This is a genomic window from Janthinobacterium sp. BJB446, from assembly GCF_002735655.1.
GTDB lineage: Bacteria > Pseudomonadota > Gammaproteobacteria > Burkholderiales > Burkholderiaceae_D > Janthinobacterium > Janthinobacterium lividum.
Map to the genome: position 1 here is coordinate 811444 of NZ_PDZK01000001.1, position 24774 is coordinate 836217.

23 protein-coding genes are annotated in these 24774 nt (G+C 63.2%); 13 read left to right on the top strand and 10 right to left on the bottom strand.

Annotation, left to right across the window (positions count from 1 at the left end):
- Positions 1 to 44: 44 nt before the first annotated feature.
- The 5 genes from CSQ92_RS03695 to CSQ92_RS03715 form a co-directional block, all read right to left on the bottom strand.
- Complete coding sequence (locus CSQ92_RS03695) at positions 45 to 1280, bottom strand: maltoporin (RefSeq protein WP_099393275.1); 1236 nt, start codon at positions 1278 to 1280, stop codon at positions 45 to 47.
- A gap of 90 nt (positions 1281 to 1370) precedes the next feature.
- Entirely contained in the window at positions 1371 to 2504 is a 1134-nt protein-coding gene (locus CSQ92_RS03700; RefSeq protein ID WP_034777928.1) for an ABC transporter ATP-binding protein, read from the bottom strand.
- A gap of 10 nt (positions 2505 to 2514) precedes the next feature.
- Positions 2515 to 3354 carry a carbohydrate ABC transporter permease gene (locus tag CSQ92_RS03705; protein WP_034777925.1) on the bottom strand — a complete coding sequence of 280 codons (840 nt, stop codon included), beginning with the start codon at positions 3352 to 3354 and terminating at the stop codon, positions 2515 to 2517.
- Between the two features lie 8 nt (positions 3355 to 3362).
- Complete coding sequence (locus tag CSQ92_RS03710; protein ID WP_099394573.1) at positions 3363 to 4277, bottom strand: carbohydrate ABC transporter permease; 915 nt, start codon at positions 4275 to 4277, stop codon at positions 3363 to 3365.
- Positions 4278 to 4388: 111 nt separating this feature from the next.
- Positions 4389 to 5654 carry an ABC transporter substrate-binding protein gene (locus CSQ92_RS03715; protein WP_034777923.1) on the bottom strand — a complete coding sequence of 422 codons (1266 nt, stop codon included), beginning with the start codon at positions 5652 to 5654 and terminating at the stop codon, positions 4389 to 4391.
- A 355-nt stretch (positions 5655 to 6009) separates the two neighbouring features.
- Between CSQ92_RS03715 and CSQ92_RS03720 the strand changes: the two genes are divergently transcribed.
- Genes CSQ92_RS03720 through CSQ92_RS03730 form a run of 3 tightly spaced genes read left to right on the top strand, consistent with a single transcriptional unit; the run spans position 6010 to position 9482 of the window.
- Positions 6010 to 7338, top strand: a complete 1329-nt coding sequence (locus tag CSQ92_RS03720; protein WP_257219117.1) for an ABC transporter substrate-binding protein — start codon at positions 6010 to 6012, stop codon at positions 7336 to 7338.
- Positions 7313 to 8026, top strand: a complete 714-nt coding sequence (locus CSQ92_RS03725) for a response regulator (RefSeq protein WP_034777921.1) — start codon at positions 7313 to 7315, stop codon at positions 8024 to 8026. The genes CSQ92_RS03720 and CSQ92_RS03725 overlap by 26 nt, the downstream gene beginning before the upstream one ends.
- Positions 8019 to 9482, top strand: coding sequence for an ATP-binding protein (locus CSQ92_RS03730; RefSeq protein WP_034777919.1), 1464 nt, complete (start codon positions 8019 to 8021; stop codon positions 9480 to 9482). Before CSQ92_RS03725 ends, CSQ92_RS03730 begins: the two co-directional genes overlap by 8 nt.
- Positions 9483 to 9503: 21 nt before the next feature.
- On the opposite strand, the gene CSQ92_RS28560 is transcribed toward CSQ92_RS03730, so the two are convergent.
- Positions 9504 to 9785, bottom strand: coding sequence for a hypothetical protein (locus tag CSQ92_RS28560; protein ID WP_143450271.1), 282 nt, complete (start codon positions 9783 to 9785; stop codon positions 9504 to 9506).
- Positions 9786 to 9792: 7 nt separating this feature from the next.
- Here CSQ92_RS28560 and CSQ92_RS03735 point away from each other — a divergent pair, with 7 nt between their 5' ends.
- Positions 9793 to 10821, top strand: a complete 1029-nt coding sequence (locus CSQ92_RS03735; protein ID WP_218964032.1) for an MFS transporter — start codon at positions 9793 to 9795, stop codon at positions 10819 to 10821.
- A gap of 3 nt (positions 10822 to 10824) precedes the next feature.
- Here CSQ92_RS03735 and CSQ92_RS03740 read toward each other — a convergent pair whose 3' ends face one another.
- Positions 10825 to 12042 (bottom strand): hypothetical protein, encoded by a 1218-nt coding sequence (locus CSQ92_RS03740; RefSeq protein WP_180276924.1) that lies wholly within the window; start codon positions 12040 to 12042, stop codon positions 10825 to 10827.
- Positions 12043 to 12240: 198 nt separating this feature from the next.
- Between CSQ92_RS03740 and CSQ92_RS03745 the strand changes: the two genes are divergently transcribed.
- Both CSQ92_RS03745 and CSQ92_RS03750 read left to right on the top strand, forming a co-directional pair.
- A complete protein-coding gene (locus CSQ92_RS03745) occupies positions 12241 to 12618 on the top strand; it encodes a type II toxin-antitoxin system RelE/ParE family toxin (RefSeq protein WP_441326511.1) in 378 nt (125 codons plus the stop codon).
- Positions 12615 to 12974, top strand: a complete 360-nt coding sequence (locus CSQ92_RS03750) for a helix-turn-helix domain-containing transcriptional regulator (RefSeq protein ID WP_257219118.1) — start codon at positions 12615 to 12617, stop codon at positions 12972 to 12974. The genes CSQ92_RS03745 and CSQ92_RS03750 overlap by 4 nt, the downstream gene beginning before the upstream one ends.
- 13 nt (positions 12975 to 12987) lie before the next feature.
- On the opposite strand, the gene CSQ92_RS03755 is transcribed toward CSQ92_RS03750, so the two are convergent.
- The 3 genes from CSQ92_RS03755 to CSQ92_RS03765 are packed head-to-tail and all read right to left on the bottom strand — an operon-like array spanning position 12988 to position 15884.
- Complete coding sequence (locus CSQ92_RS03755) at positions 12988 to 14010, bottom strand: Gfo/Idh/MocA family oxidoreductase (protein WP_099393279.1); 1023 nt, start codon at positions 14008 to 14010, stop codon at positions 12988 to 12990.
- A 28-nt stretch (positions 14011 to 14038) separates the two neighbouring features.
- Positions 14039 to 15025 (bottom strand): inositol 2-dehydrogenase, encoded by a 987-nt coding sequence (gene iolG / locus CSQ92_RS03760; RefSeq protein WP_099393280.1) that lies wholly within the window; start codon positions 15023 to 15025, stop codon positions 14039 to 14041.
- A complete protein-coding gene (locus CSQ92_RS03765) occupies positions 15018 to 15884 on the bottom strand; it encodes a MurR/RpiR family transcriptional regulator (protein ID WP_099393281.1) in 867 nt (288 codons plus the stop codon). The genes iolG and CSQ92_RS03765 overlap by 8 nt, the downstream gene beginning before the upstream one ends.
- A 248-nt stretch (positions 15885 to 16132) precedes the next feature.
- Here CSQ92_RS03765 and CSQ92_RS03770 point away from each other — a divergent pair, with 248 nt between their 5' ends.
- From CSQ92_RS03770 to iolB, 7 genes are all read left to right on the top strand, one after another.
- Complete coding sequence (locus CSQ92_RS03770; protein ID WP_034757655.1) at positions 16133 to 17182, top strand: sugar ABC transporter substrate-binding protein; 1050 nt, start codon at positions 16133 to 16135, stop codon at positions 17180 to 17182.
- A 139-nt stretch (positions 17183 to 17321) separates the two neighbouring features.
- Complete coding sequence (locus CSQ92_RS03775) at positions 17322 to 18491, top strand: ABC transporter permease (RefSeq protein ID WP_099393282.1); 1170 nt, start codon at positions 17322 to 17324, stop codon at positions 18489 to 18491.
- Positions 18492 to 18494: 3 nt separating this feature from the next.
- Positions 18495 to 19280, top strand: a complete 786-nt coding sequence (locus tag CSQ92_RS03780; protein ID WP_034777901.1) for an ATP-binding cassette domain-containing protein — start codon at positions 18495 to 18497, stop codon at positions 19278 to 19280.
- A gap of 8 nt (positions 19281 to 19288) precedes the next feature.
- Complete coding sequence (locus CSQ92_RS03785) at positions 19289 to 21235, top strand: bifunctional 5-dehydro-2-deoxygluconokinase/5-dehydro-2-deoxyphosphogluconate aldolase (RefSeq protein ID WP_099393283.1); 1947 nt, start codon at positions 19289 to 19291, stop codon at positions 21233 to 21235.
- Positions 21232 to 23061 carry a 3D-(3,5/4)-trihydroxycyclohexane-1,2-dione acylhydrolase (decyclizing) gene (gene iolD, locus CSQ92_RS03790; protein WP_099393284.1) on the top strand — a complete coding sequence of 610 codons (1830 nt, stop codon included), beginning with the start codon at positions 21232 to 21234 and terminating at the stop codon, positions 23059 to 23061. Before CSQ92_RS03785 ends, iolD begins: the two co-directional genes overlap by 4 nt.
- Positions 23058 to 23978, top strand: a complete 921-nt coding sequence (iolE, locus tag CSQ92_RS03795; RefSeq protein ID WP_034777894.1) for a myo-inosose-2 dehydratase — start codon at positions 23058 to 23060, stop codon at positions 23976 to 23978. Before iolD ends, iolE begins: the two co-directional genes overlap by 4 nt.
- Positions 23975 to 24772: a 5-deoxy-glucuronate isomerase gene (gene iolB, locus CSQ92_RS03800; RefSeq protein WP_099393285.1), complete on the top strand. Its 798-nt coding sequence runs from the start codon at positions 23975 to 23977 to the stop codon at positions 24770 to 24772. The genes iolE and iolB overlap by 4 nt, the downstream gene beginning before the upstream one ends.
- Positions 24773 to 24774 lie beyond the last annotated feature (2 nt).

A 24774-nucleotide genomic window follows, 5' to 3' on the forward strand; every position in this document is an offset into this window, starting at 1 on the left:
CGCATGCACTGCGCCATATCAAGAGGGGTAATTAAAACCAGCGCTTAAAACCACGTTTCCACTTGCAGGCCGAACGAGGTGCCGCTGGTGGCGTTGCCGTACACGGGGCCCGATTCATTGGCCTTGTTGACGGCGGCCGTGGCGGCGTCGTTCCATTTGCCGTAGGTGACAAAGGCGCGCAGCTCGGGACGCGACCAGTAACCTTTGCCCGCTGTCAGGGTGGGCGCGAAGGTCAGCTTGGTCAGGCGCTGCGCGGCGCCGCCCGTGGGCGAGGTCACGCGGTCCGTGCCCAGCTCGAATTGCAGCTTGAAGTTGTCGTTGACGGCATACACGGGGCGCACGCCCAGGGTGGTCCAGGTCGAACTGCCGCCCGTGGCGTCGGACTTGTCGCGCTGCACGATGGCGATCATTTCCGCGCTCCATTCCGGCGTCGGCTGTATCCACAGCGAATTGAAGATGCGCAGGCGCGTGACGTCGCTGCCATTGCGGATCGAACCCGTCGTGCCCATGCGGTCGCAGCACTGGCCGCCGGCGCCCGTGCCCGGCCCCACGCCGTACTGGATGCCGAAGGTGTTGGCGCCGCCCCACACTTTATCCTGCTTGTGCAGCACGGTGGCCTGCCAGCCGCTGTGCGAGGTGCTGTCCTTCCTGTCGGGCGTGATGAGGGTGGTCAGCACTTCCAGCGTGCCATCCTGGTTGATGGGGATGCCCTGGTAGACGAGATTTTGCCGGATGGCCGAGTTGCCGGGCTTGTCGTTATCCTTGAAGAAGCCATAGCTGATGCGGCCCGGTCCCAGCTTGTACTGGTCGATGCCGCCGCCGGTGCCGTTCATATTGATGTATTGCAAGTCCAGCATGTGGATGTCGGGACGCATGTAGTAGCGCTTGCCGATCCAGGCCGTGCCGCCGTTGAGCATGGCGATGTTTTTCGCTTCCACGTACATCTTCGACATGCTCAGTTCCGAATCGCTGACGGCGGAGCTGGGCGTGTAGGCGGCCACCATGATATGGCCGACGAAGCTGACGCCATTGGGCGACTTGGCCATTTCCTTCTGGTATTCGAACTCGCCATAGGTGTCGCATTCGTTGCCGAGCCGGTAGCGCATGGTGTTGCCACCCAGGCCGTAGCAGCTTTGCGGGCCGCGGCTGTCCGAGCTCGAGCCGAGGCCGGCGCGGAAGTAGCCGTGGTATTCGCCTTCGGCATCGCTGGCGTGGGCGGCGCCGCAGGCCAGCAGCATAGTGCAGGCCAGGGCCAGCGAGGTCTTGATCGGGTGTTGCATGGAATCTCCTTGTCGTTATCAAAATGCGTGCTTGGGCACGTCGTACCGGATCGCTGCCGATCCAATCGGGGGACTGCCTGGGCGGAAAGCTCAGGCGGCCAAAATCTGTTTCGATGAAATCAGGTTGCCGGGTTCGCGCCGCGTGCGCGCCACGCCTTGCGCGTCGAACAGATGGAAGGCGCTGCTGGCGGCCGAGACCGTGAATGGCTGGCCCAGCGGCACGCGGTTGTTGCCATCGCCGCGTATCACCAGTTCCTGGCCGTTGTCCAGTGCCAGGTAGATGAAGTTGGCTTCGCCCAGGTGTTCCACCAGGCTGACGACGCCCTGGAACTGGGCGCTGCCATCGCCGTTTTCCAGGATGTGCTCGGCGCGCAGGCCGACCGTGACGGCATCGCCCGGCAGCAAGCCGGCCGGATCGACGAGGGCCGTGATTTCCTGGCCGCTGGCCAGCGCCACGCGCACGCCATCGTCCTGCGCGGCGATGACCTTGCCCTCGAAGAAATTCATCATCGGCGCGCCGATGAAGCCGGCCACGAAGCGGTTGGCCGGCTGCTGGTACAGCTCGAGCGGCGTGCCGGCCTGCTGGATATGGCCGCCATGCATGACGACGATCTTGTCGCCCAGGGTCATCGCCTCGACCTGGTCGTGCGTCACATACACGATGGTGGCGTTCAACTGGCGATGCAGCTTGGCAATTTCCAGCCGCGTCTGCACGCGCAGGGCCGCGTCGAGGTTGGACAGCGGCTCGTCGAACAGGAACAGCTGCGGTTCGCGCACGATGGCGCGGCCGATGGCCACGCGCTGGCGCTGGCCGCCCGACAGTTCGCGCGGCAGCCGTTCCAGCAGGTGGTCGATCTTCAGGATGGCGGCCGCGTGGCGCACGCGCTGGGCGATGGCTTCCTTGCTGGCGCCGGCGATCTTCAGGCCGAACGCCATGTTGCGGTACACGCTCATGTGCGGATACAGGGCATAGCTCTGGAAGACCATGGCGATGCCCCGTTCGGCCGGCGGCAAGTCGTTGACAACCTTGCCGCCGATGGACAAGGTGCCCTGCGAAATGCTTTCCAGGCCGCACAGCATGCGCAGCAAGGTCGACTTTCCGCAGCCGGAAGGGCCTACCAGCACGACGAATTCACCGTCGCGGATGTCGAGGTCGATGCCGGCCAGCACATTGTGGCGGCCGTCGTAGGATTTGGTCAGTTGTTGCAGGCTTACATGGGCCATGGTGCACCTATTATTTTACCGCGCCGGACGTCAGGCCGCGGATCAGTTGACGAGAGAAAATGACGTACATGACGAGCACGGGAATGACGGCCAGCGACAGCGCCGCCAGCACGGAGTTCCAGTCCGTCACGTATTGGCCGATGAATTGCTGCACGCCCAGGGTGACGGTCTTGGTGCGGTCCGATGGCGCCAGGATCAGCGGGAACCACAGGTCGTTCCAGGCGGGAATCATGGTGAACACGGCCACCGTGGCGATGGCGGGGCGGATCAGGGGCAGGATCACCTGGAAGAAGATGGCGAATTCGCCCACCCCGTCGCAGCGCGCCGCATCCTTCAGTTCGCGCGGCACCTGGCGCACGAATTCGGACAGAATCATCACGGCCAGCGGCAGACCCTGCGCCGTGTACACGAGCACCAGCGCGCTCAGGGTGTTGATCAGGTCGAGCCGCACCACCAGTTCCAGGATGGACACCGTGCCGAGGCGGATGGGGATCATGATGCCCAGCGCCAGGTACAGGGTCAGCAGGCGGTTGCCCGTAAACGTGTATTCCGACAAGGCCCAGGCCGCCATGGCGCCGAACAGCACGATCAGCAGCAGCGACAGCAGAGTGACGAACAGGCTGTTGCCGAAATACAGCAGGAAGTCGGAATTGGCCAGCACCTTGTGAAAGCCCACGAGCGAAAAGGTGGAGGGCGTGGGCAGGGCCAGCGGATTGTCGAAGATGGCGGCCCGCGTCTTGACCGAGTTGATCAAGATCAAGACGATGGGGAACAGGGCGATGATGGTGTAGCCGGCCAGGATCGCATGCACGGCGGCGCGGCCCAGGGGGCGGGTGGAAACGTTGCGCATGGCGGCCCTTACAGTTCGTAGCGTGTCAGCTTGCGCTGCACGAAAAAGAAATACACGCCCACGCCCACGAGGATCACGAGGAACATCATGGTGGCCACGGCGGCGCCCATGGTGGGGCTGCCCAGCTGGGCCTGGTAGCCGAAGAAGGTGCGGTAAAAGAAGGTGCCGAGGATGTCGGTGGCGTAGTTCGGTCCCGCCAGCGCGCCTTTCACGGAATACACGAGGTCGAAGGCGTTGAAATTGGCGACAAAGGTGAGGATGGTCACCAGTCCCAGGGTGGGCCAGATCAGCGGCAACTTGATTTGCCAGAAGATGCGCATGGCGCTGGCCCCTTCCGCGTGGGCCGCCTCGATGATTTCCTCGGGCACGGCCAGCAGGGCCGCATAGATCAGCATCATGGGAATGCCGATATATTGCCAAACCGAAATGAGGGCGATGGTCAGCAGGGCTGTCGATTCCTGGCCCAGCCACGGCGCGAAGTAACTGCCGATGCCGACGCCATCCATCAGCGACTGGCCCACGCCCCACAGCGGCGACAAGATCAGCTGCCAGATGAAGCCGATGATGACGACGGACAGCAGGGTCGGCAGGAAGATCAGGGTGCGGTAGCTGCGCTCGCCCTTCAACCCCTTGAGGCTGAAGAGGGTGGCCAGCAGCAGGCCGATGGGATTTTGCAGCAGCATGTGAATGAGGAAGAACTTGCAGTTGTTCCACATCGCATTCCAGAAACTTTGCGACCATTGCGGGTCGAACAGGATGGTGGCGTAGTTGGCCAGGCCGGCAAAATGGTGCTGGCCGCTCTCGTCGGTCGTGTACAGGCCGAGACGCAGGGTATCGGCCATGGGCAGGGCGCTGAACAGCGAGTAAATGACCAGCGCCGGTGCCAGGAACACGAGCACGTGCCATGGGAAAGCTTTTTTCACGGCGAAACTCCAGACGAAGAAAAGCACCGGCGGCGGGGCCGCCGGCAAAACCGTGCCACCGGCTGCCGCATCGCTTTGCTCAGGCCGGTTGCGCGGGGAGGAGGGAGGAATTTATTGCTGCTGCGGCTTGTACCACTTGGCAAAGCCGGACTGGATCTGGCGCGCCGCGTCCTTCGGCGCCAGCTTGCCGTTCAAGACCTGGGCGTTGACGTTCCACAGCTCGTTTTCCATGCTCGGTTCGCCACGGTTGAGGATTTGCGCGTTCAGGCGGATGGTCGAGGCGCAGCTAGCGCGCCAGCCGTTCATTTGCTTGGCCAGCGGGTCCTTGATGGAGATCAGATGGTTCGACAGCGAGAAGAAGCCCGTCACCTTGTTGGTGTAGATGTCGGCGAATTCCTGCGAACCGAGCCAGGCGAGGAATTTGTAGGCGTCTTCCTTGTTCTTCGACTTTTTGTTGACGCTCATGCCGATGTCCGTGTGGTCCGAGATATAGCACTTGTCGCCGGCCTTGCGCACGGGCGGGTTGAAGGCGCCCAGTTCCAGTTCCGGGTCTTGCTTGAAGTAGGCGATGTCCCAGGAGCCGGACGGGTAGATGGCGGCCTTGCCCAGCGCAAACTGGTTCTGGCTGTCGCCATAGGTTTGCGCGCTGGCCCCCTTGGACAGGTAGCTGCCCAGGCGGGCCTCGTATTCCCAGGCGGCGACGAATTGCGGGTCGGTAAATTTGGCCTTGCCGGCGATCAGCGCCTTGCGGCCTTCTTCACCCTTCCAGTAATTGGCGCCGATGCTGGTGAAGACCACCTGGTTCGCTTCCCACTGGTCGGCCGTGCCCAGCGCCAAGGGCGCATATTTGCCGCTTTTCTTGACCGTTTCCAGTACCTTGAAGAATTCCTCTTCCGTTGCGGGTGGCTGCAGTTTCAGTTCGCGGAAGATTTTTTTGTTGTACAGGAAACCATGCATGACGGAGGCGATCGGCATGCAGAAGGTGTCCTTGCCATCGTCCGTCTGCCACGCCACCTTGGCCGAGGCGGGGAAGTTATCCATGCCGGCCTTGCCGTCGAGCTTTTCCAGCTGGCCCCGCTTGTACAGGGCCAGCGAGACGTCGAACGGGCGGCAGGCCAGCAAGTCGCCTGCCGTGCCGCCGCTCAGGCGCGCGTTCAGGGTGGAATCGTATTCGGTGGGGGCCGTGGGCGAGAATTTGATCTCGATGCCAGGGTGCTTTTTCTGGAAGGCGGGAATGAGCACCGTTTCCCACAGGGTCTTGTCATCCACGCGCCAGCTTTCGATGGTGAGCGTGCCAGCTTGTGCCGTGCCGCTGGCCAGCAGCAGGGCCAGTAATGTGTTGCGCGCGGCCACGCCGCCTTTTGCATGCAGTTGCATGTCGTCTCCTTGTTGGTGTTGGTCTTGTTTTACTGCCGGTTACGCTGCAGTTGGCGGACAGTAGCATCGGAGAAAATGTGACGCCAGCGCCCGGCATTGGACCGATGTACTTTTCTTATCCTGTTGATTCAAAAGGATAATTTTCAAATGTGCAGGTGCGCTTGCTTACCTTTCCTTACCGTCATCCGATGCCGTGGCGCGCCGCGCGGGGCGTCGGGTGGCTGGCCCGGTTTATCCTCCGCGCAAGATAGGGCAACAAAAGCTCACATTTCTTTACAAATCAAGGTACTAAATTACCAACATGCTGTTTTGTAGTTGGGCTATAGTTTGTCGCGACAAGAAAAAGGGGACAGGATTGAAGACGCCACCGCGCAGCACCGCCGACCGCCATGCCGGGGCCGCCCGCCGTCGCGGCGTGGCGGCGCTGGCGCTGCTGGCCGCCCTGTTCTGCAGCGTGCCCGTGCGGGCCGAGCCGCTGCAAGTGCTGCACTGGTGGACGTCAACCGGCGAACGCCGCGCCGCCGACGTGCTGGTGGCACGCCTGGCGCAGGAAGGCGTCGAATGGCGCGACGCGGGCATTGCGGGCGGCGCCGGGGTCGGCGCGGGCAAGGTCTTGAAGAGCCGCGTGCTGGCCGGCAATTCGCCGGAAGTCATGCAGCTGATCGGCTATACCCTGGGCGAGTGGAGCGACCTGGGCTTGCTGCTGCAGCTCGACAGCGTCGCCGCCAGCAACAACTGGCGCGCGACCATGTATCCCACCGTGTGGGGATTGCTGCAAAACCGGGGCCATACGATGGGCGTGCCGGCCGGCATCCACCGCATCAATACCCTGTTTTACAACCGCAAGATCTTTCAGCGCCTGGGCCTGGCCGTGCCGCGCAGCTGGAGCGACTTCGAGCGCGTGGCCGGCAAGCTGCGCCAGGCCGGCATCACGCCGCTGGCGCAAAGCAGCGAAGCGTGGCAGGTGGCGACCTTGTTTGAAACGCTGGTGCTGGCCGAATCGGGGCCCGCGTATTACCGCGCCCTGTTTGTCGACAAGAAAGCCGAGGCGTATGCCGACCCGCGCCTGCGCCACGCCTTGCAGCGGCTGAGGTCGCTGAAGCAGTGGATGGGCACGCCGCTGCGCGAACAGGGCTGGCCCGAAATGGCGCGCCAGGTGGGTGATGGCGAGGCGGCCATGTACATCATGGGCGACTGGGCGAAGGGCGAGCTGAACGCCTGGGGCCGTGCCACGGACGAGGTGTTCGGCTGCGCCGCCGCACCGGACACGGGCGACTACCACCTGTACAGCATCGATACGCTGGCCATGTTCGCGTCCGACTACACGCACCAGGGCGCGCAGGAAAAGCTGGCGCAGGTGGTCGCTTCGCTGCCCGTGCAGCTCGAATACAGCCAGGTGAAGGGCTCGATTCCCGCCTTGCGCCAGGCCGACCTGTCGCGTTTGGACAGCTGTGCACGCGCCTCGGCGCAGGCATTCGCGCGCGGCGCCGCGTTCCAGGCGCCCAGCCTCGTGCACCGCATGGCCACCGATGAAACCAGCAAGGACGCCATCATCGCCGAAGTGCACCGCTATTTCCTGGACGAGACGATCAGCGCGGCCGACGCCCAGCGCCGTATTGGCAGCATGTTGCAGGCGCTGAATAAAAAAGGACGAGACCATGTCACGCAAAATCCTGGTCGTTGACGACGATCAAAAGACCCGCATGCTGTTGAAGGCCTACCTGGAAAAGAACCAGTACGAGGTGGGCCTGGCGCACGATGGCGCCACCTTCCTGGCCGAATTCCACCGCCACGTCGACAGCCTGTCGCTGGTGATCCTCGACGTGATGCTGCCCGACACGGATGGCTTTGCCCTGTGCAAGGTGGTGCGCGCCCGCTCGAACGTGCCCATCATCATGCTGACGGCCAGCTCCGACGAGACGGACCGGGTGGTGGGGCTGGAACTGGGCGCCGACGACTACATCGCCAAGCCCTACAGTCCACGCGAATTGCTGGCGCGCATCAAGGCCATCCACCGCCGCACGGGCATCGACGCGGCCGCGCCGCCCCGCTATTACCGCTTCGTCGGTTTCACCCTCGACACGCTGGAGCGCACGGTGACGGATGCTGATGGGGAAGCGCTGCAGCTGACGGGCCTCGATTTCCAGCTGCTGCGCTACTTTGTCGAGCATCCGGGCGATATCCTCGACCGCAGCGTGCTGTGCGAGCAGACGCGGGGGCGCGACGCGGGGCCGCTCGACCGCTCGCTCGACGTGCAGGTAAGCCGGCTGCGCCTGCGCCTGAAGGACGATGGCAAGCAGCCCATGCTGATCAAGACGGTGCGCGGCGCCGGCTATGTCTTTTCTGCCGACGTGAGCAGTGCGCATGCCTGAGCGGGGCGCGCGCCGGCTGCTCGAGCGCCTGTTGCCGCCGTCGCTGCTGGGGCGCTTGTCCGTGGTGATGGTCGCCGGCGTACTGGCCACGCAACTGGTGGGCAACCTGATCTGGGCCACGCAGCTGCGCCGCGACTCGGCGGTGGAGGCGCGCATGGCTTCGCAGCACCTGGCCCGCAGCGCCGCCAGCACCATCCGTTTCTTCCTCAGCCTGCCGGCCAACTACCGCCCCATCCTGATCCAGCAATTTCGCGAGATGGGCGGCACGCGCTTCTTTGTCAACGTCAACCAGGGGCCGCTGGCCATCCGCGAAATCGCCCCGCACGCGCTGGCCGATACGGTGGTGGCCACAGTGGGCGCGGCGCTGAAGAACGACTTGCCGCAGCTGGCCGGCTACCGCGTGGGCTTCGCCTGGCCGGGCGACCTGGTGGTGGCCGACAGCGGCGCGCACATCGGCGACTTGCCGGAAAACTGGGTGCAGCACATCTTGCTGCTGAAACCGAATCCCGCGCCCGTCCTCGTGATCCAGGCCGAGCTGGAGCCTGGCAACTGGCTGTACCTGGCGGCGCTGATGCCCAACCCGTATTTCTTGCAAAGCAGTAATCCGTGGACACTGGACCGGGTATTGCTGCAAGCGTTGTCGCTGGCGGCCGTGCTGCTGCTGTCCATCCTCGTCGTCCGCTGGACAACACGGCCGCTGGCGGCCTTGTCGGACGCGGCCGAAGCGTTTGGCCGTGGCGAGACGCCGCCGCCCCTGCCGCAGACGGGCAGCCGCGAGTTCGTGCAGACGGCGCGCGCCTTCAGCGGCATGCGCGAACGCATCCAGCGCTACCTGGAAGACCGCGAACGGCTGTTCGTCTCGATTTCGCACGACTTGCGCACGCCCATCACGCGCCTGAAATTGCGCACGGAATTGCTCGACGACGATGTGCAGCGCAACGAATTCCACGATGACCTCGATGAGCTGGACATGATGGTCAAGGGCGCGCTGCAATGCGTGAAGGATAGCGATATCCATGAAAACGCCACCGAGGTGCGGCTGGACCCCTTGCTGCAGCGCATGGTGCGCGGGACCCAGCTCGCTGGCCATGAAGTGCATTACGCGGAGACGGGCCTGAGCGTGAAGGCCAAGCCCCTGGCCCTGAAGCGCGCCATCGGCAATCTGCTCGACAATGCCCTGTTTTATGGCAAGACGGCCCACCTGTCGGCGTGCCGCGAAGGCGTCAACGTGGTGATCCGCATCCGCGATGACGGCCCCGGCGTGGCCGAAGAGGCGTTCGCCAGCCTGTTCCAGCCCTATGTGCGCCTGGAGCATGGCCGCGAGCAAAACGCGCATGGCATGGGATTGGGGCTCGGTATCGCGCGCAGCATCATCCAGGCGCACGGCGGCGAGCTGACCCTGGCCAACCACCGCGACGGCGGCCTGGAAGCGACCATCCGCCTGCCGGCACACTGAAGTGCCGCCATGCCTGCCGCGTCAGTGCGGCGTGCCCAGCATGCGCAGGCAGGCGTCGGCCACGTCAGCGGCGAAGGCGCTGCTGTCCTGTAACTGCGCGGCGATGGCGTCGTCCGTCACGCCGTGCACGGCCGAGTAAATCATCAGGGCCGCCAGGCGCGGCTGTGGCAAGGGCCATGCGCCCGCCGCCGCGCCGCCCGCCAGGATGGCGCCGAGCTGGGCCAGGATGGCGTTCTTGTCGGGATTGTCCGCAGGATCGATGCCGATGCTGCGCCGGTGGCTCGTGTAGACGATGTCGTGCAATTGCCAGGTGCCGATATTGAGCCACGCGTTTCCCGACCCGCGCGAACGGGCGCACGTGATCGGCGGCTGGTCGGCTTTCAGCGCGCTGGCGCTGATCCTGGGGCCGCTGCTGGGCGGCATGCTGCTGGAGACCACGGGCTGGCAAAGCATCTTCCTGATCAACCTGCCGCTGGGCTTGCTGGCCATGCTGCTGGGGGCCTGGGGCATCACGGAGCGCCATTACCGTGAGCAGGCGGCGCTGGACCGGACGGGGCAGGTACTCAGCATCGTCTGGCTCGGCGCGCTCACCTACGGCTTGATCGCGCTGGGCGAGGCGGGCGGACCGGGCGGCGCGGCTGCCTGGCCATCGCTGGGCGTGGCGCTGCTGGCCTTCATCGCTTTCCTGGCCGTCGAAGCGCGCGCGCCGCGCCCCCTGTTGCCGCTGCGGCTGTTTCGCGACCGGACCTTTGCGGTGATCAACCTGGCCTCGCTGGTGCTGGGGTTTGCCTGCTACAGCAGCCTGTTCTTTTTCTCGCTGTACCTGCAGCAAATCCAGGGCTGGCCGGCGGGCGCCAGCGGCTGGCGCATGTTGCCGCAGTTCGCAGCCATGGGCATCGTTTCCCTGTGCTTCGGCCGCCTCAGCCGCCACGTGTCCCTGCGGCGATTGATGCTGGCTGGCTATGTGCTGGCGGGGCTGGTGCTGCTGGCGACGGCGACCTTGGCGCCGCGGACGCCCTACGCCATCGTCGGCAGCCTGTTCGGCCTGCTGGGCCTGGCCATGGGATTGGCCGTGCCAGCCACGGGCTTGCTGGCGATGGCAGCCGTGGAAGGCGAGCGGGCCGCCATGGCATCGGCCATCATGAATGCCTTGCGCCAGGCGGGCATGACCATGGGCGTGGCCGTGCTGGGCAGCGTGATGAGTTTGCGCGCCGCCGCCCTGCTGGAGCGGGCCGGGCAGGTTGCCGCCCTGGCCGCCGGCTTTCAGCTGGCGATGCTGCTGGCAGGGCTGGCGTGCCTGGCCGTGGCCTTGCCGCTGTACTGCTTGCCGCCGAAGTAAGGTTCAGGCACGCAAGGCGCTGGGCACGCGTGGCGACGACATCAGGTCGCGGAATGCGGCCCAGTGTTCCGCGCGCGTGGCGCCCTGACGCTCGACATAGGCTTTCGCCATGTCCTGGCCCAGGTTGTAATTGATGACGTACGCGCCCATGGCATCGTAGAACTGCAGGCGCTGCGCGGATTTCTCGGCCGGGTACAGGCGCACGTTGACCAGCCATTCCAGTGCCTCTTCGCGGTTCAGGCTGCCTTCGAGGTACTGGCGCGCGATATCGTTGTCGGCATAGCTCAGTTTGGCCAGCAGCCCATTGAGTTGCGCATAGCGGGGCGCCAGCGCCGGATCGAGGCCGGCCAGCGGGTACAGTACCTGCTGTTCGAAAACCAGCCGCTCTGCATCCGTGAAACTCAGTTCGATGCCGTAATTGGCCGTGCCTTCGGCAATCAAGGATTGCGGAGAATATAGCGGATAGATGCAGTATTCGATCCAGCCCTTGCCGCGCACCAGGTCGCGCTCGAGCAGCACGTTGTAGACGTGGTGGCCCGGATACGCTTCGTGGCAGCCCAGGTCGACGGCGCGGTCTATGTACACGGGCAAGTCGGTATTGATCTGGATCACGCTCTGGTAGTTGCCCTTGTACCAGTTGTAGCCGCTCCACGGCTTGTCGGTGACGAATTCCAGCACGAAATCTTCGCCTTCGGGCAGGGCGATGTACTGCAAGGTGCGTTCGCGGCCCGCGCGGATGGCCGCATCCATGACGGCGCGTAGTTTGTCGGCGGGAATGACAAGTTGCGCGCGCAAGGCATTGACCCGGTCGCTGACCGTGCCGTCGCCAGGCAGCAGGGCATCGATCTGCGCCACCAGTTCTGCATAGTATGCGCGGCTGTGGTGGGGCGAGACGGCGTCGTACAGGCGCGCGCTTTCCGTATCGAAATCCAGGCGCGATCCCTGCAGCATGTCCGTCTTGGCCAGCACGGCCTGCAACTGCTTGCGCAGGTTGAGGGCGCGCAAGCAGGCGGCGTCGCCCAGCAGGGCCAGCGCCGCGTTTGCGCCATCCTTGATGCCGCTCAAACTCAGTTGCTGTTCTACCGCTTCTTGTTGCCATGCGGGCGGGCCGTAATACGCGTCGACATACGAGGCATCGTGCTGGCCCATGGCCAGGATCAGTTTGACGTAGCGTTCGGCCACGTTGGTGAGGAGGGGAGAGTGGCTGTCGTGCTGCGTCATGGCGGCATGCTTCCTGGCGGTTGAACAGGTGCTTATTGTATAGCGCATCTGCATGCAGATGCGATGTACACACGCGACATCATTTCCCTATAACAATTAGAAAAACGCATCTTGATGTAGCTCAGTGAACCCGGTATTCGCAGCCTGTGTGCGCGGGTTTGGTAGCAAGATGGGCGGCCTACTTTTTTACATGTACACGTGATTTTACCCTTGATCTTTCTTCGTTTGTGGACGAATATGATGTACGAGATACGGCACTACCTGACATCATCGGGCAGGGATTTGTATACGGAATGGCTGAAGCGCCAGCGCGACAATACGGCCAGGGTAGCCATCGTGCGCCGCGTGCTGCGTATGATTGCCGGCAATTTTGGCGACCATAAATTTTGCCACGACGGCGTGTGGGAGTTGCGCATCGATGTGGGGCCTGGCTACCGCGTGTATTACGCCATCGCTGACGGGCAGATCATTTTATTATTGTGTGGCGGCGCAAGCGCGTGGAGACAAGCGCACGCAGCCGAAAGATATCGAATACGCCTGTGCCTGCTGGCACGACTGGAAGGAGAGAGGACATGAAAGAGGACGTGAAAGAAGTCATGAGCAAACCACCAAGAGACCGCTCGCATGACGAGGCGATGGCCGAACTGTACCGCGACGATCCCGCCTTTGCCCTTGCATTGATCAACGATATCCTCGTCGATGGCGACCGCGGCGAACTGCTGGCCGTGCTGCGCCAGCTGACGCGCGCCTTTGGCGGCGTGCCCGCCGTGGCGCAGGCGGCCAAGCTCAATCCTACCCAGCTGTACCGCACCTTGTCGCCCGATGGCAATCCCTCCTTGAGCACCTTGACGGCCATCCTCGATGCCATGGGCTTGCGCCTGGCCGTGGAACCCAGGCAGCCCGAGTGTCCATTTCCCGCGCCGGCTGCCTGAATCCCCTGGCGGCTTAAAACTCCACGGGCCGTGCCTCGCGCATCGCTTGCGTCATGGCCAGGCCGATGCGCGTCGCTTCCGTCGCATCGTGCAAGGTCAGCGACAAGGTGCGCCGGCCCAGTGCCGCATCCGTGAACTCCTGCGCCTCGATCAAAAAGGCGTCGGCGAAGCGGGCATAGAAGTCCGGCGTGCATTCATTGCGCACGCCATGCGCATCCGAAATTTCCACCCGGTTCAGGCGCGGATTGCTGCCCACGGCCAGGCGGCCGCCCGTGCCAAACACTTCCGTCAGGGTTTCGTGGCCGTGCGCCATGGTGCGCGAGGCCATGAAGCTGGCCATGCTGCCATCTGAAAATTCGACCATCGCCAGGCCGTTGTCCACGTCGCCGAACGCCTGCAAGCCCGTGTGGATGGCGTTGGTGCCGCTCGCATATACGCGTTTGGGCACGGGATTGCCCAGCAGCCAGCGCGCCAGGTCGATATCGTGCACGCTGCAATCGAGGAAGATGCCGCCGCTGGTGGGGGCGAAGCGCATGAAGGCGCCGCTGGGGTCGTTCTGGTCGCAGGTTTGCGAACGCACCAGATACGGCTTGCCGATGACACCTTGGGCGATCTTTTGCTGCGCGTCATGGTAGCTGGCATCGAAGCGGCGCACGAAGCCGATCATGATGGTCAGCTGCGGGTGGCGCGCCGCTTCCGCTTCCACCTTCAGGCAATCGGCCAGGTCCAGCGACAGCGGTTTTTCGCAAAACACGTGCTTGCCGGCGCGCAGGGCGGCGATGATCTGGTCCGCATGCAGCGAGGTGGGCGTGACGAGGAAGACGGCGTCCAGGCCTGGGTGGGCCAGCAGGGTGTCGTAGTCCGCATAACCGGTGGTGATGCCGAGCGTGCTGGCTGCCCAGTCCAGTTCGGCTGGTACGGGGCTGCAGGCGGCCACGACTTCGGCATTCGGCACGCGCTGCGCCAGGTTGATGGCGTGGCGCTGGCCCAGCCGGCCCAGGCCGACGATGCCGACTTTTAATGTTGGGGATGACATGGTGTCTCCAGGTATTTTTATTATTGGTTTATAAAGTGACCACGCGCTGTTCGCGCCACGACAAGGTGGCCGCCTCGGCCAGTTCCAGTGCCTTCAAGCCATCGTGGACGGTGGTGCGCAGCGGCGTGCCGTGGGTGAGGGCGTCAAAGAAATGCGCCATTTCTTGCGCGTAGGCCACGCGATAACGCTCCAGGAAGAAGTCTTCCGGTTTGTCCACGCTGACATTCACGGCGCCATAGGCCGTCACTTCCGTCGGCTTGTGGTTGCCCGCTTGCAGCATGCCGGCACTGCCCAGCACTTCGAAGCGCTGGTCGTAGCCGTAGGCGGCGCGGCGCGAGGCATTGATCTGGCACAAGCGTCCCTTGGCCGTGCGGATGGTGACGACGGCCGTGTCCAGGTCGCCCGCCTCGCCGATGGCGGGGTCGACGAGGCAGCTGCCCGTGGCGTGCACGCTGACGGCTTCATCGTCGAGTATCCAGCGGAAGATGTCGAAATCGTGGATCAGCATATCCTTGAAGATGCCGCCCGACACCTTGATGTAGCTGACGGGCGGAGGACCAGGGTCGCGGCTGGTGACCACCAGCAATTCGGGCGTGCCGATCTCGCCCGCTTCGATGCGTGTCTTGACGGCATTGAAAGTCGGGTCGTAGCGGCGCTGGAAGCCCAGCATGCACAGTACCTTGGCTTCCTTGACGGCGGCGGCGCAGGCGCGCGCACGGGCTATGGTCAGGTCGACGGGTTTTTCGCAAAAGATGGCCTTGCCGGCGGCGGCCGAGCGCAGGATCAGGTCCGCATGCGTGTCCGTACTGGAAGCGATGACGACGGCCTTGATGGCGGGGTCTGTCAATGCCGCCTCGACAGTCGCGCTGCTGCCGCCATGCAGGCCGGCCAGCGCGGCGGCCGCCTCCTGGTTGACGTCGACCACGTACTTGAACTGCACGCCGGGTTGGGCAGCCAGGTTGGCCGCGTGGATTTTGCCGATGCGTCCGGCGCCGAACAACGCTACTTCAATCATCATGTTCTCCTGGGGTGTGGATTTCTTCGATGTCGAGCTCTAATTTGTATGCCAGCGCGATGAACAGCGCCTGGCACAGGCAGATGGTGCTGGTCAGCGAACGGAAGGCGAAGGCGCTGCCCTCGGTGACGGTGAGCAGCGCGTCGGAGGCCCGCGCGAGCGGGGCCAGTTTGCTGTCGGTAATCACGAGGACCTTGGCGCCCTTGTCTTGCGCCGCCTTGATGCACTGCTGGGTTTCCTTGCCGTAAGGCGAGAAACTGATGGCGATCGCCACATCGCGTTCGCGCACGCTGCGCATCTGTTCGCGGTGCATGCCGCCCAGTCCGCTGATCAGGTGCACGCGCTTGTCCGTGTGTTCCAGCGCATAGGCGATGTAGGAGGCGATCGGAAAGGACCGGCGCACGCCGATCACATAGATATTTTCCGCTTTCAGCAGCAGGTTAACGGCCGCTTCCAGCTGCGCGTCGTCGAGGCCGGCCGCCAGGTCGTCGAGGCCGGCGCGGCTGGCGCCGACGAATTCGCGCGTCAGGTCGCCTGCGCTGAGAGCGGCGTCGCGCGTCGAAATGAGCTTGCGGATGCGCTGCTGATAGTCGGGCGTGGCGCCGGCCTGGTCCGTGTAAGCCTGGCGGAACACATCCTGCATTTCGGAAAAGCCCGTATAGCCGAAGCGCTGCGCGAAACGCACGATGGCGGATGGCTGCACGTCGCAGGCGGCAGCGATATCGCTGATGCGCTCGAGCATCAGGCTGGCCCGGTGCTTTTCAATGTATTGGGCGATGACTTTCAGCTGGCGCGACAGGTTGTCGTACTCGGCGGCAATGTGCTGCATCAACTGTTCGATGGGGGCGGTGGCTGCCATGGTGTTTTCCTCTGTGTGCTTGCTGGGCCGTAGGATTGCTGCGGCTGGTTCTGGCGAGAATTATAGGAGGGAAATCCAAAAATAGAAATGAATTTCTATTTAAATTTATTTTGAAAATTTTATTGCATTTGTCTTTTTTGTGGCCTAAGCTGTGCGCAGTGCATCGGTTCGTGTGCCGCAAGGCCAGACCGGTGACACCCTTCATAAAAGCTCGCAACTATAAAAATTAATCCGTCTAGGAGACATTCATGCATAGCAATAAAAGCAAGGGTTTGATGAAGTGCCTGGCCATCGCCAGCCTGGGCCTGAGCCTGGGTTTGAGCACGGGCGCCAGCCATGCTGCCGGCGAGAAATTCGTCATGGTCAGCCACGCGCCGGACTCCGATTCCTGGTGGAACACCATCAAGAACGCCATCAAGCAAGCCGGTGAAGACTTCAACGTGTCCGTCGACTACCGCAATCCGCCGAATGGCGACCTGGCCGACATGGCGCGCCTGATCGAGCAGTCGGCCGCGCGCAACTACGATGGCTTGATCGCCGATATCGCCGACTTCAGCGTGCTGCAAAAACCGCTGGGTACGGTAGTGGCCAAGAAAATCATGCTCGTGACCATCAATTCGGGCACCATCGCGCAAAGCGAGCAGTTGAAAGCCATCATGCACGTGGGCCAGCCCGAGTATGACGCGGGCCTGGGCGCCGGCAAGCGCGCCAAGGAGGCGGGCATCAAATCGTTTGTCTGCGTGAATCACTATGCGATGAATGCCTCGTCGTTCGAACGCTGCCGCGGTTTTGCCGATGCGCTCGGCGTCGACTTCAAATCGTCCACGCTCGACACCAATGGCGTCGATCCTGGCGTGATCGAAAGCAAGGTCAGCGCTTATCTGCGCAGCAATCCGAAGACCCAGGCCGTGCTGGCGCTGGGACCGGATTCGGCGCCGGCCGCCATGCGCGCCGTCGAGAAGCTGGGCCTGAAAGGCAAGATGTATTTCGCCAGCTTCGACTTGTCGGAAGAAATCGCCAAGGGCATCAAGGATGGCAGCATCCAGTTCGCGATCGACCAGCAGCCCTACCTGCAAGGTTACATTCCTGTCGCTGTAATGGCCATCATGAAACAGCAAAAGATCACTGACCTGGCCAAGGTCAAGGAAATCCTGATCGCCAATCCGAAATACCAGGCGCGCCTGGCGGAATACGGCCTGACGCCCATCTACGGCCCACGCCACATCAGCTCAGGCCCCGGTTTCGTGACCAAGGAAAATATCTCCAAGGTCGAAAAATACGCCGGCCAATACCGCTAATCCACACAGTCGCCACCGGGAGTTGCCCAGCGCCGCACCGCCTCCCGCGGGCGGCGCATGGGAGGAACACGCCTGGCGCCAGCGATGCTGGCAGGAAAGTAATTGGAATTGGTAACAAGTATCACTGAAAGGACATCGTATGACTGCGCTCAAATCCAGCCTGGCTAGCCCCGGCAAGTATCCTCCTCCGCCTCCCGGCGCCGCCAGCAAGCCAGTTGCCGCCGCCGACGAGCGCGTGGGCACGACCAGCTGGGTCAAACGGTTTTTTGGCCGCCCCGAGTTCGCCTCGATTTCCGGCGCGGTACTCGTGTTTGCATTCTTCGTCATCACGGCCGGCGATTCCGGCATGTTCAATCTCGATGGCGTCGTCAACTGGATGCAAGTGGCGTCCTACCTGGGTATCATCGCCATCGGCGCCTGCCTGTTGATGATCGCCGGTGAATTCGACCTGTCGATCGGTTCCATGATCGGCTTTGCCGGCATGATGATCGCCATTCCGACGATCTATTTCCTCTGGCCATTGTGGGCCGCCATCCTGTTCGCCTTTGCCGGTTCCATGGCGCTGGGCTGGCTCAACGGCTACATCGTCATCAAGACGCGTTTGCCATCGTTCATCGTTACCCTGGCGTTCCTGTTCATCCTGCGCGGCCTGACGCTGGCCCTGTCGATCATGTTTGCCAACCGCACCATCGTCAGCGGCGTGGGCGACCTGGCGGCGCAGGACTGGCTGGCCAGCCTGCTGTTCCACGGCAATGTGGCGACGGGCCTGTTCCAATGGATGGGCGCGCATGGCTGGATCGCCGTGCTCGACGACGGCTCGCCGCTGGTGAAGGGCATTCCGAAAGTCATCGCCTGGTGGCTGGTGCTGGCTGCCGGCGCGGCATTCGTGTTGTCGCGTACCCGCTTCGGCAACTGGATGTTTGCCGTGGGCGGCGACGCCAACGCGGCCAAGAACGTGGGCGTGCCGGTGCGCAAGGTCAAGATCTCGCTGTTCGTCTTCACGGCCTTCTGTGCCTGCCTGTTTGCCACCTTGCAAGTATGCGACGTGGGTTCGGCCGCCGCCGACCGCGGCATGCAAAAGGAATTTGAAGCCATCATCGCGGCCGTGATCGGTGGCGCCTTGCTGACGGGCGGCTACGGTTCCGTCGTCGGCGCCTGCTTCGGCGCGCTGATCTTCGGCGTGGTGCAGATCGGCATCACTTATACCAACATCAATTCGGACTGGTTCCGCGTGTTCCTCGGCGTGATGCTGCTGATCGCGGTGCTGTTCAATAACTTTGTACGCTCACGCGTCACGGAAGCGAGATAAATCATGAGCGAGCATATTCTTGCCCTGGAAAACGTCAGCAAGCGTTTCGGCTCCGTGCTGGCCCTGCAAAACATCACCATGCGCTTGCGCGAGGGGGAGGTTCATTGTTTGCTGGGCGACAACGGCGCCGGCAAGTCGACTTTGATCAAGACCCTGGCCGGTGTGCACAAACCGACCGATGGCCAATACCTGGTCGATGGCAAGCCTGTCGTCTTCAATTCGCCCAGCGAAGCGCTGGACATGGGCGTGGCCACCGTCTACCAGGACCTGGCGCTGGTGCCGCTGCTGTCCGTGGCGCGCAATTTCTTCATGGGCCGCGAGCCGATGAAAAAGCTGCTGGGCCTGGTGCCCGTGATGGATATCGACTATGCGGCCGATACGGCGCGCGACAAGCTGGCCGAGATGGGCATCATGGTGCGCGACCCGCACCAGGCCATCGGCACCATGTCGGGCGGCGAAAAGCAGTGCCTGGCCATCGCCCGCGCCATCCATTTCGGCGCCCGCGTGCTGATCCTCGACGAGCCGACGGCGGCCCTGGGCGTCAAGCAATCGTTCAATGTATTGAAACTGATTTACAAGGCGCGCGAGCGGGGCATTTCCGTGATCTTTATTACGCATAATGTGCACCATGCGTATCCGGTCGGCGACTCGTTCACTTTATTGAACCGGGGCAAGTCGCTGGGCACCTTCACCAAGGATACGGTGACCAAGGATGCCTTGCTGGACATGATGGCGGGCGGTGCGGAAATGCAAACGCTGATGAGTGAACTCGACGGTGTCACGATTTAAGGATAGCCATGAATAATTCCACACAATTTGCCCAGGGGCGGGCGCTGGACGTGATCTGCCTGGGCCGCCTGGCGGTGGACCTGTACGCGCAGCAGATCGGCAGCACCCTGGAAGACGCGACCAGCTTTGCCAAATACCTGGGCGGCTCGTCGGCAAATATCGCCTTCGGCACGGCCAGACTGGGCTTGAAATCGGCCATGCTGTCGAAGGTGGGCGACGATCACATGGGGCGTTTCCTCACCGACACCTTGTCGAAAGAGGGTTGCGACGTCAGCCATGTGGGCATCGACCGCGACCGCCTGACGGCCCTGGTGATGCTGGGCATCAAGGATAAAAACACGTTTCCGCTGATTTTCTACCGTGAAAATTGCGCCGACATGGCCATCGAAGCATCTTCGGTGGATGCGGCCTTCATTGGCTCGAGCAAGGCGCTGTTGATCACTGGCACGCATTTCTCCACGGCCGCCATGCACGCCGTCAGCACGCAGGCCCTTACATTGGCCCGCGCCAGCAACGTGCGCACCGTGCTCGACATCGATTACCGGCCCGTGCTGTGGGGCTTGTCGGGCAAGGCGGACGGCGAAACGCGTTTCGTTTCGAACGAAGGCGTCACCAAACATCTGCAAAGCATCTTGCCGCAGTTCGACTTGATCGTCGGCACGGAAGAGGAATTCATGATCGCCGGTGGCGGCGCCGACATCATGGCGTCCCTGCGCGCCGTGCGGGCCGCCACCCTGGCGACCCTCGTCGTCAAGCGCGGGCCGCTGGGCAGCGCCGTCATCGACAATATGGTGCCGCACAGCCTCGATGACGCGTATAACTACCGGGGCGTGCGCGTGGAAGTATTGAACGTGCTGGGCGCGGGCGACGCGTTTCTCTCGGGCTTTCTGAAAGGCTGGCTGCGCGGCGAGGATTACGAAGCGTGCTGCCGCTACGCGAACGGTTGCGGCGCCCTGGTCGTGTCGCGCCACGGCTGCGCGCCGGCCATGCCTTCGCCCGTCGAGCTAGACTATTTCCTGGCCAACGCGGCCAAACTGACGCAGCCGGACCAGGACGCGACCTTGTCCCGTCTGCACCGCACGACGGTAGCGCGCAAGGAGTGGAATGAGCTGTGCGTGTTTGCCTTTGACCACCGCACGCAATTCTTTGAGCTGGCGCAACAGACGGGCGCACCCGAGTCCGCCATTGCGGCCCTGAAGCAATTGATGGTGCAAGCCGTGGCGCAGACGGAAACGGCCTTGCAGCTGGCCGGCAAGACTGGCGTGCTGATCGATGGCCGCTATGGCGTCGATGCCCTCAATGATGCGACGGGACGTGGCTGGTGGATCGGCCGTCCCGTGGAATTGCCGGGATCAAACCCGCTGCAATTCGACTGGGGCCGTTCCATCGGCTCGCACCTGCTCAGCTGGCCCAAGGAACACGTGATCAAGTGCCTGGTGCAGCTGCACCCGGACGATGCCGTGGAAAACCGCCTGGAACAGGAAGCGCAAATCAAGGCCCTGTACGACGCGGCGCAAGTGAGCGGTCACGAACTGTTGCTGGAAGTGATACCGTCGGAAGCCTTGCCGCACGGCGACGACACGGTCTTGCGTGCCGTCAAGCGCCTGTACAACCTGGGCATTTACCCGGAATGGTGGAAGCTGGAAAGCATGTCTGCCCAACAATGGCAAGCCATCGATGCCCTCGTGCATGAGCGCGATCCGTATTGCCGTGGCGTCGTCCTGCTGGGTTTGAACGCGCCGATTGCCGCCCTGGCCGACAGTTTTGAGCAAGCCAGTGCCAGCACGACGTGCCGCGGCTTCATGGTGGGCCGCACCATCTTCCAGGAACCGAGCCGCCGCTGGCTGGCGGGCGAACTCGACGATGCGGGCCTGATCGCCGCAGTGCGCGCCAACTTCGAGCAGCTCATCGCCCTGTGGCAGCGTACGCGCAACCGCCTGGAGCGTGCAGCATGAGCGCCACGATCAGATTGACCATGGCGCAGGCGCTGGTGCGCTATCTGGCCGCCTTGCGGGTGGATGGGGGCGAACCTTTGTTCGGCGGCGCCTTCGCCATCTTTGGCCACGGCAACGTGGCGGGACTGGGCGAGGCGCTGTACCAGTACTGTGACAGTTTCCCGACTTATCGCGCCCACAACGAGCAGGCGATGGCGCACTCGGCCATCGCTTACGCAAAAGCGCACATGCGCCGGCGCATGATGGCGGTGACCAGCTCCATCGGTCCCGGCGCCACCAACTTGCTGACGGCCGCCGCGCTGGCGCACGTGAACCGCTTGCCGGTATTGCTGTTGCCTGGCGATGTGTTCGTCTCGCGCGCACCCGATCCCGTGCTGCAGCAGCTGGAAGATGCCTCGGACGGCAGTGTCTCGGTGAATGATGCCTTCAAACCTTTATCGCGTTATTTCGACCGCATCGTCTATCCGGAGCAATTGCTCACCGCCTTGCCGCGTGCCATCGCCGCCTTGACGGACCCGGCCGCCTGCGGCCCCGTCACTTTATCTTTGCCGCAAGACGTACAAACGATGGCGTATGACTATCCTGCCAGCTTTTTCGAACCGAGAGTCGTGCGTTTCCGCGCCTTGCCGCCTGTCGAGCAGGAACTGGAAGAAGCGGTGTCGCTGTTGAAAAACGCCAAGCAACCGCTGATCGTGGCTGGTGGCGGCGTGCTGTACGGCCAGGCCAGCGCCGCCTTGCAGGCGTTTGCCGAGCGCCATGGCATTCCCGTGGCGGAAACCCAGGCGGGCAAGAGTGCCTTGCCGTGGGACCATCCGCTGCAGCTGGGCGCCATCGGCGTGACGGGCTCGCCTGCCGCGAACGCGCTGGCGGCGGATGCGGACGTGGTGCTGGCCATCGGCACGCGCCTGCAGGATTTCACCACCGGCTCGAATTCCCTGTTTGCACAGGCGCAGCTGGTCAGCTTGAACGTCAACAGTTTTGACGTACTGAAACGTCGTGGCCTGGGCTTGCAGGCGGACGCGACGCTGGGCTTGCAAGGCCTGTCGCGGCTGCTCGGCAGCTGGAACAGCGCAGGGCAATGGATGGACCGCGCGCAGCAGGCGGGCAACGCCTGGCGCGCGACGGTGGCTGCCATCACCGGCAAGCGCGAGGTGGCCGGCTTGCCGTACGACGGCGAAGTCATCGGCGCCGTGCAGCGTTCCGCTCCCGATTCCACCAGCCGCGACATCGTCGTCTGCGCGGCGGGGACTCTGCCGGCCGAACTGCACAAGCTGTGGCGCACGTCGACGCCAGGCGGCTACCACATGGAATACGGCTATTCGTGCATGGGCTATGAAATCGCCGGCGGCCTCGGCGTCAAGATGGCAAAACCGGAAGCGGAGGTCATCGTCATGGTGGGCGACGGCAGCTATCTGATGATGAATTCGGAAATCGCCACTTCCGTCATGCTCGATAAAAAACTCATCATCGTCGTGCTCGACAACCGGGGCTATGGCTGCATCAACCGCCTGCAGCAGGCGTGCGGCAATGCTTCGTTCAACAATATGTTGCCCGATAGCGCGCCGCATATCGACTTTGCCCTGCATGCGCAATCGCTGGGCGCGCTGTCCGAACATGTGGGCTCGATTGCCGAACTGGAACAGGCGATGCTGCGCGCCCGCGCCGCTACGCGTACCTATCTGATCTGCATCGATACGGACGACACGCGCACGACCGAAGAGGGTGGTTGCTGGTGGGAAGTGGCCGTGCCCGAGGTCTCCACCCAGCCCGGCGTGCAGCTTGCGCGCGCCCGTTATGAACTTGACCGCCAAGGACAACAAAAATGAACGCACCGACATGGAATGTGAAGATCGGCATCAACCCGATCTCGTGGATGAACGACGATTTGCCGTCGCTGGGGGGAGAAACCCCGCTGGAAACGGCCCTCAAGGAAGGCGCCGAGATCGGCTACGTGGGCTTTGAACTGGGCAACAAGTTTCCGAAAGATGCCCCGGCCTTGAACGCCGTGCTGGGCAAGTATGGCCTGGCGTGCGTCTCCGGCTGGTATTCGGGCCGCCTGGCACACCGCTCGGTCGAGGAAGAGATCGCCGCCGTGGCATCGCATCTGCGTTTGCTGGCGGACAGCGGCGCCACCGTGATGGTCTACGGCGAAGTGGCCGACGCCATCCAGGGCGAAGCGCGCGCCCTGTATAAGCGCCCCCGTTTCCAGTCGCAGCAGCAATGGCAGGAATATGCAAACAAATTGACGGCCTTTGCCGCCCACCTGCTGGCGCATGGAGTACGCCTGGCCTATCACCATCACATGGGCGCTTACGTGGAAACGCCGGCCGATGTGGACCAATTGATGGCCTTGACGGGACCCGAGGTCGGCTTGCTGTTCGACACCGGTCACATCACGTTTGCCGGCGGCGATGCGCTGGCAGTGCTGAATAAACATATCGATCGCATTTGCCACGTGCATTGCAAGGACGTGCGCCCCAACGTGGTGAAACTGGCCCGCAATGGCCACTGGAGTTTCCTGCAGGCCGTCATCAATGGCGCCTTCAGCGTGCCGGGCGACGGCAGCATCGACTTCCCGGCCATCCTGACGCGGCTGTATCTGCACGGCTACGAAGGCTGGCTGGTGGTGGAAGCGGAGCAAGACCCGGCCGTCGCGCCCAGCTACGAATACGCGAAGATGGGCCACGATTACCTGGCACGCCTGGTCGATGCGATTCCCCGCCTGGGCCGGGAGGCGGCATGAGCCCGCTGCTGGTGAAGGCCCGGCCGGGTTCCGCCATCGTCGAGGTGACACCCGAGTCGGCCGGCTGGACACATGTGGGCTTTGCCGCGCACCGGCTTCAAGCGGGCGAGTTATTGAACCTGGAGACAGGTAGCCGCGAACTGTGCATCGTTGTGCTGACGGGCACGGTCACCGTCAAGGCGGACGGGCAGGAGTGGCGCGAGATCGGCAAGCGCCAAAGCGTCTTCGAGGACCGCTCGCCGTATGCCGTGTATGTCCCATTGGAAACCAAAGTCAGCATCACGGCGGTGAGCAACGCGGAAGTGGCCCTGTGCAGCGCACCGGCCACGACCCAGCGTCCGGCACGCCTGATCGAGCCATCGTCCATGACGCGCTCCGTGCGCGGCAAGGGTGCCAACACGCGTTATGTGTGCGACATCCTGCCGCAGACGGCCGAGGCCGACGGCTTGCTGGTGGTGGAGGTGGTGACGCCATCCGGTCATTCGTCGAGCTATCCGCCGCATAAACACGACAGCGACAATGTGCCGCTGGAAAGTTCGCTCGAGGAAACCTATTACCACCGCCTGAATCCGGAACAGGGATTTGCCTTCCAGCGGGTCTACACGGATGACCGTTCCATCGATGAAGCCATGGCCGTGGAAAACCACGACGTGGTGATGGTGCCCAGGGGCTACCACCCCGTGACCGTGCCGTATGGCTACGATGGGTATTACCTGAACGTGATGGCCGGCCCGAAACGCGTGTGGCACTTTAAAAATGATCCGGCCCATGAGTGGCTGATGAATAGCAAATAAAG

Coding starts and splice junctions, on each gene's coding strand:
- CSQ92_RS03695 (WP_099393275.1), bottom strand. CDS start 1,280: ATGCAACACCCGATCAAGACCTCGCTGGCCCTGGCCTGCACTATGCTG.
- CSQ92_RS03700 (WP_034777928.1), bottom strand. CDS start 2,504: ATGGCCCATGTAAGCCTGCAACAACTGACCAAATCCTACGACGGCCGC.
- CSQ92_RS03705 (WP_034777925.1), bottom strand. CDS start 3,354: ATGCGCAACGTTTCCACCCGCCCCCTGGGCCGCGCCGCCGTGCATGCG.
- CSQ92_RS03715 (WP_034777923.1), bottom strand. CDS start 5,654: ATGCAACTGCATGCAAAAGGCGGCGTGGCCGCGCGCAACACATTACTG.
- CSQ92_RS03725 (WP_034777921.1), top strand. CDS start 7,313: ATGTCACGCAAAATCCTGGTCGTTGACGACGATCAAAAGACCCGCATG.
- CSQ92_RS03730 (WP_034777919.1), top strand. CDS start 8,019: ATGCCTGAGCGGGGCGCGCGCCGGCTGCTCGAGCGCCTGTTGCCGCCG.
- CSQ92_RS03740 (WP_180276924.1), bottom strand. CDS start 12,042: ATGACGCAGCACGACAGCCACTCTCCCCTCCTCACCAACGTGGCCGAA.
- CSQ92_RS03750 (WP_257219118.1), top strand. CDS start 12,615: ATGAAAGAGGACGTGAAAGAAGTCATGAGCAAACCACCAAGAGACCGC.
- CSQ92_RS03755 (WP_099393279.1), bottom strand. CDS start 14,010: ATGTCATCCCCAACATTAAAAGTCGGCATCGTCGGCCTGGGCCGGCTG.
- iolG (WP_099393280.1), bottom strand. CDS start 15,025: ATGATTGAAGTAGCGTTGTTCGGCGCCGGACGCATCGGCAAAATCCAC.
- CSQ92_RS03765 (WP_099393281.1), bottom strand. CDS start 15,884: ATGGCAGCCACCGCCCCCATCGAACAGTTGATGCAGCACATTGCCGCC.
- CSQ92_RS03770 (WP_034757655.1), top strand. CDS start 16,133: ATGCATAGCAATAAAAGCAAGGGTTTGATGAAGTGCCTGGCCATCGCC.
- CSQ92_RS03775 (WP_099393282.1), top strand. CDS start 17,322: ATGACTGCGCTCAAATCCAGCCTGGCTAGCCCCGGCAAGTATCCTCCT.
- CSQ92_RS03780 (WP_034777901.1), top strand. CDS start 18,495: ATGAGCGAGCATATTCTTGCCCTGGAAAACGTCAGCAAGCGTTTCGGC.
- CSQ92_RS03785 (WP_099393283.1), top strand. CDS start 19,289: ATGAATAATTCCACACAATTTGCCCAGGGGCGGGCGCTGGACGTGATC.
- iolD (WP_099393284.1), top strand. CDS start 21,232: ATGAGCGCCACGATCAGATTGACCATGGCGCAGGCGCTGGTGCGCTAT.
- iolE (WP_034777894.1), top strand. CDS start 23,058: ATGAACGCACCGACATGGAATGTGAAGATCGGCATCAACCCGATCTCG.
- iolB (WP_099393285.1), top strand. CDS start 23,975: ATGAGCCCGCTGCTGGTGAAGGCCCGGCCGGGTTCCGCCATCGTCGAG.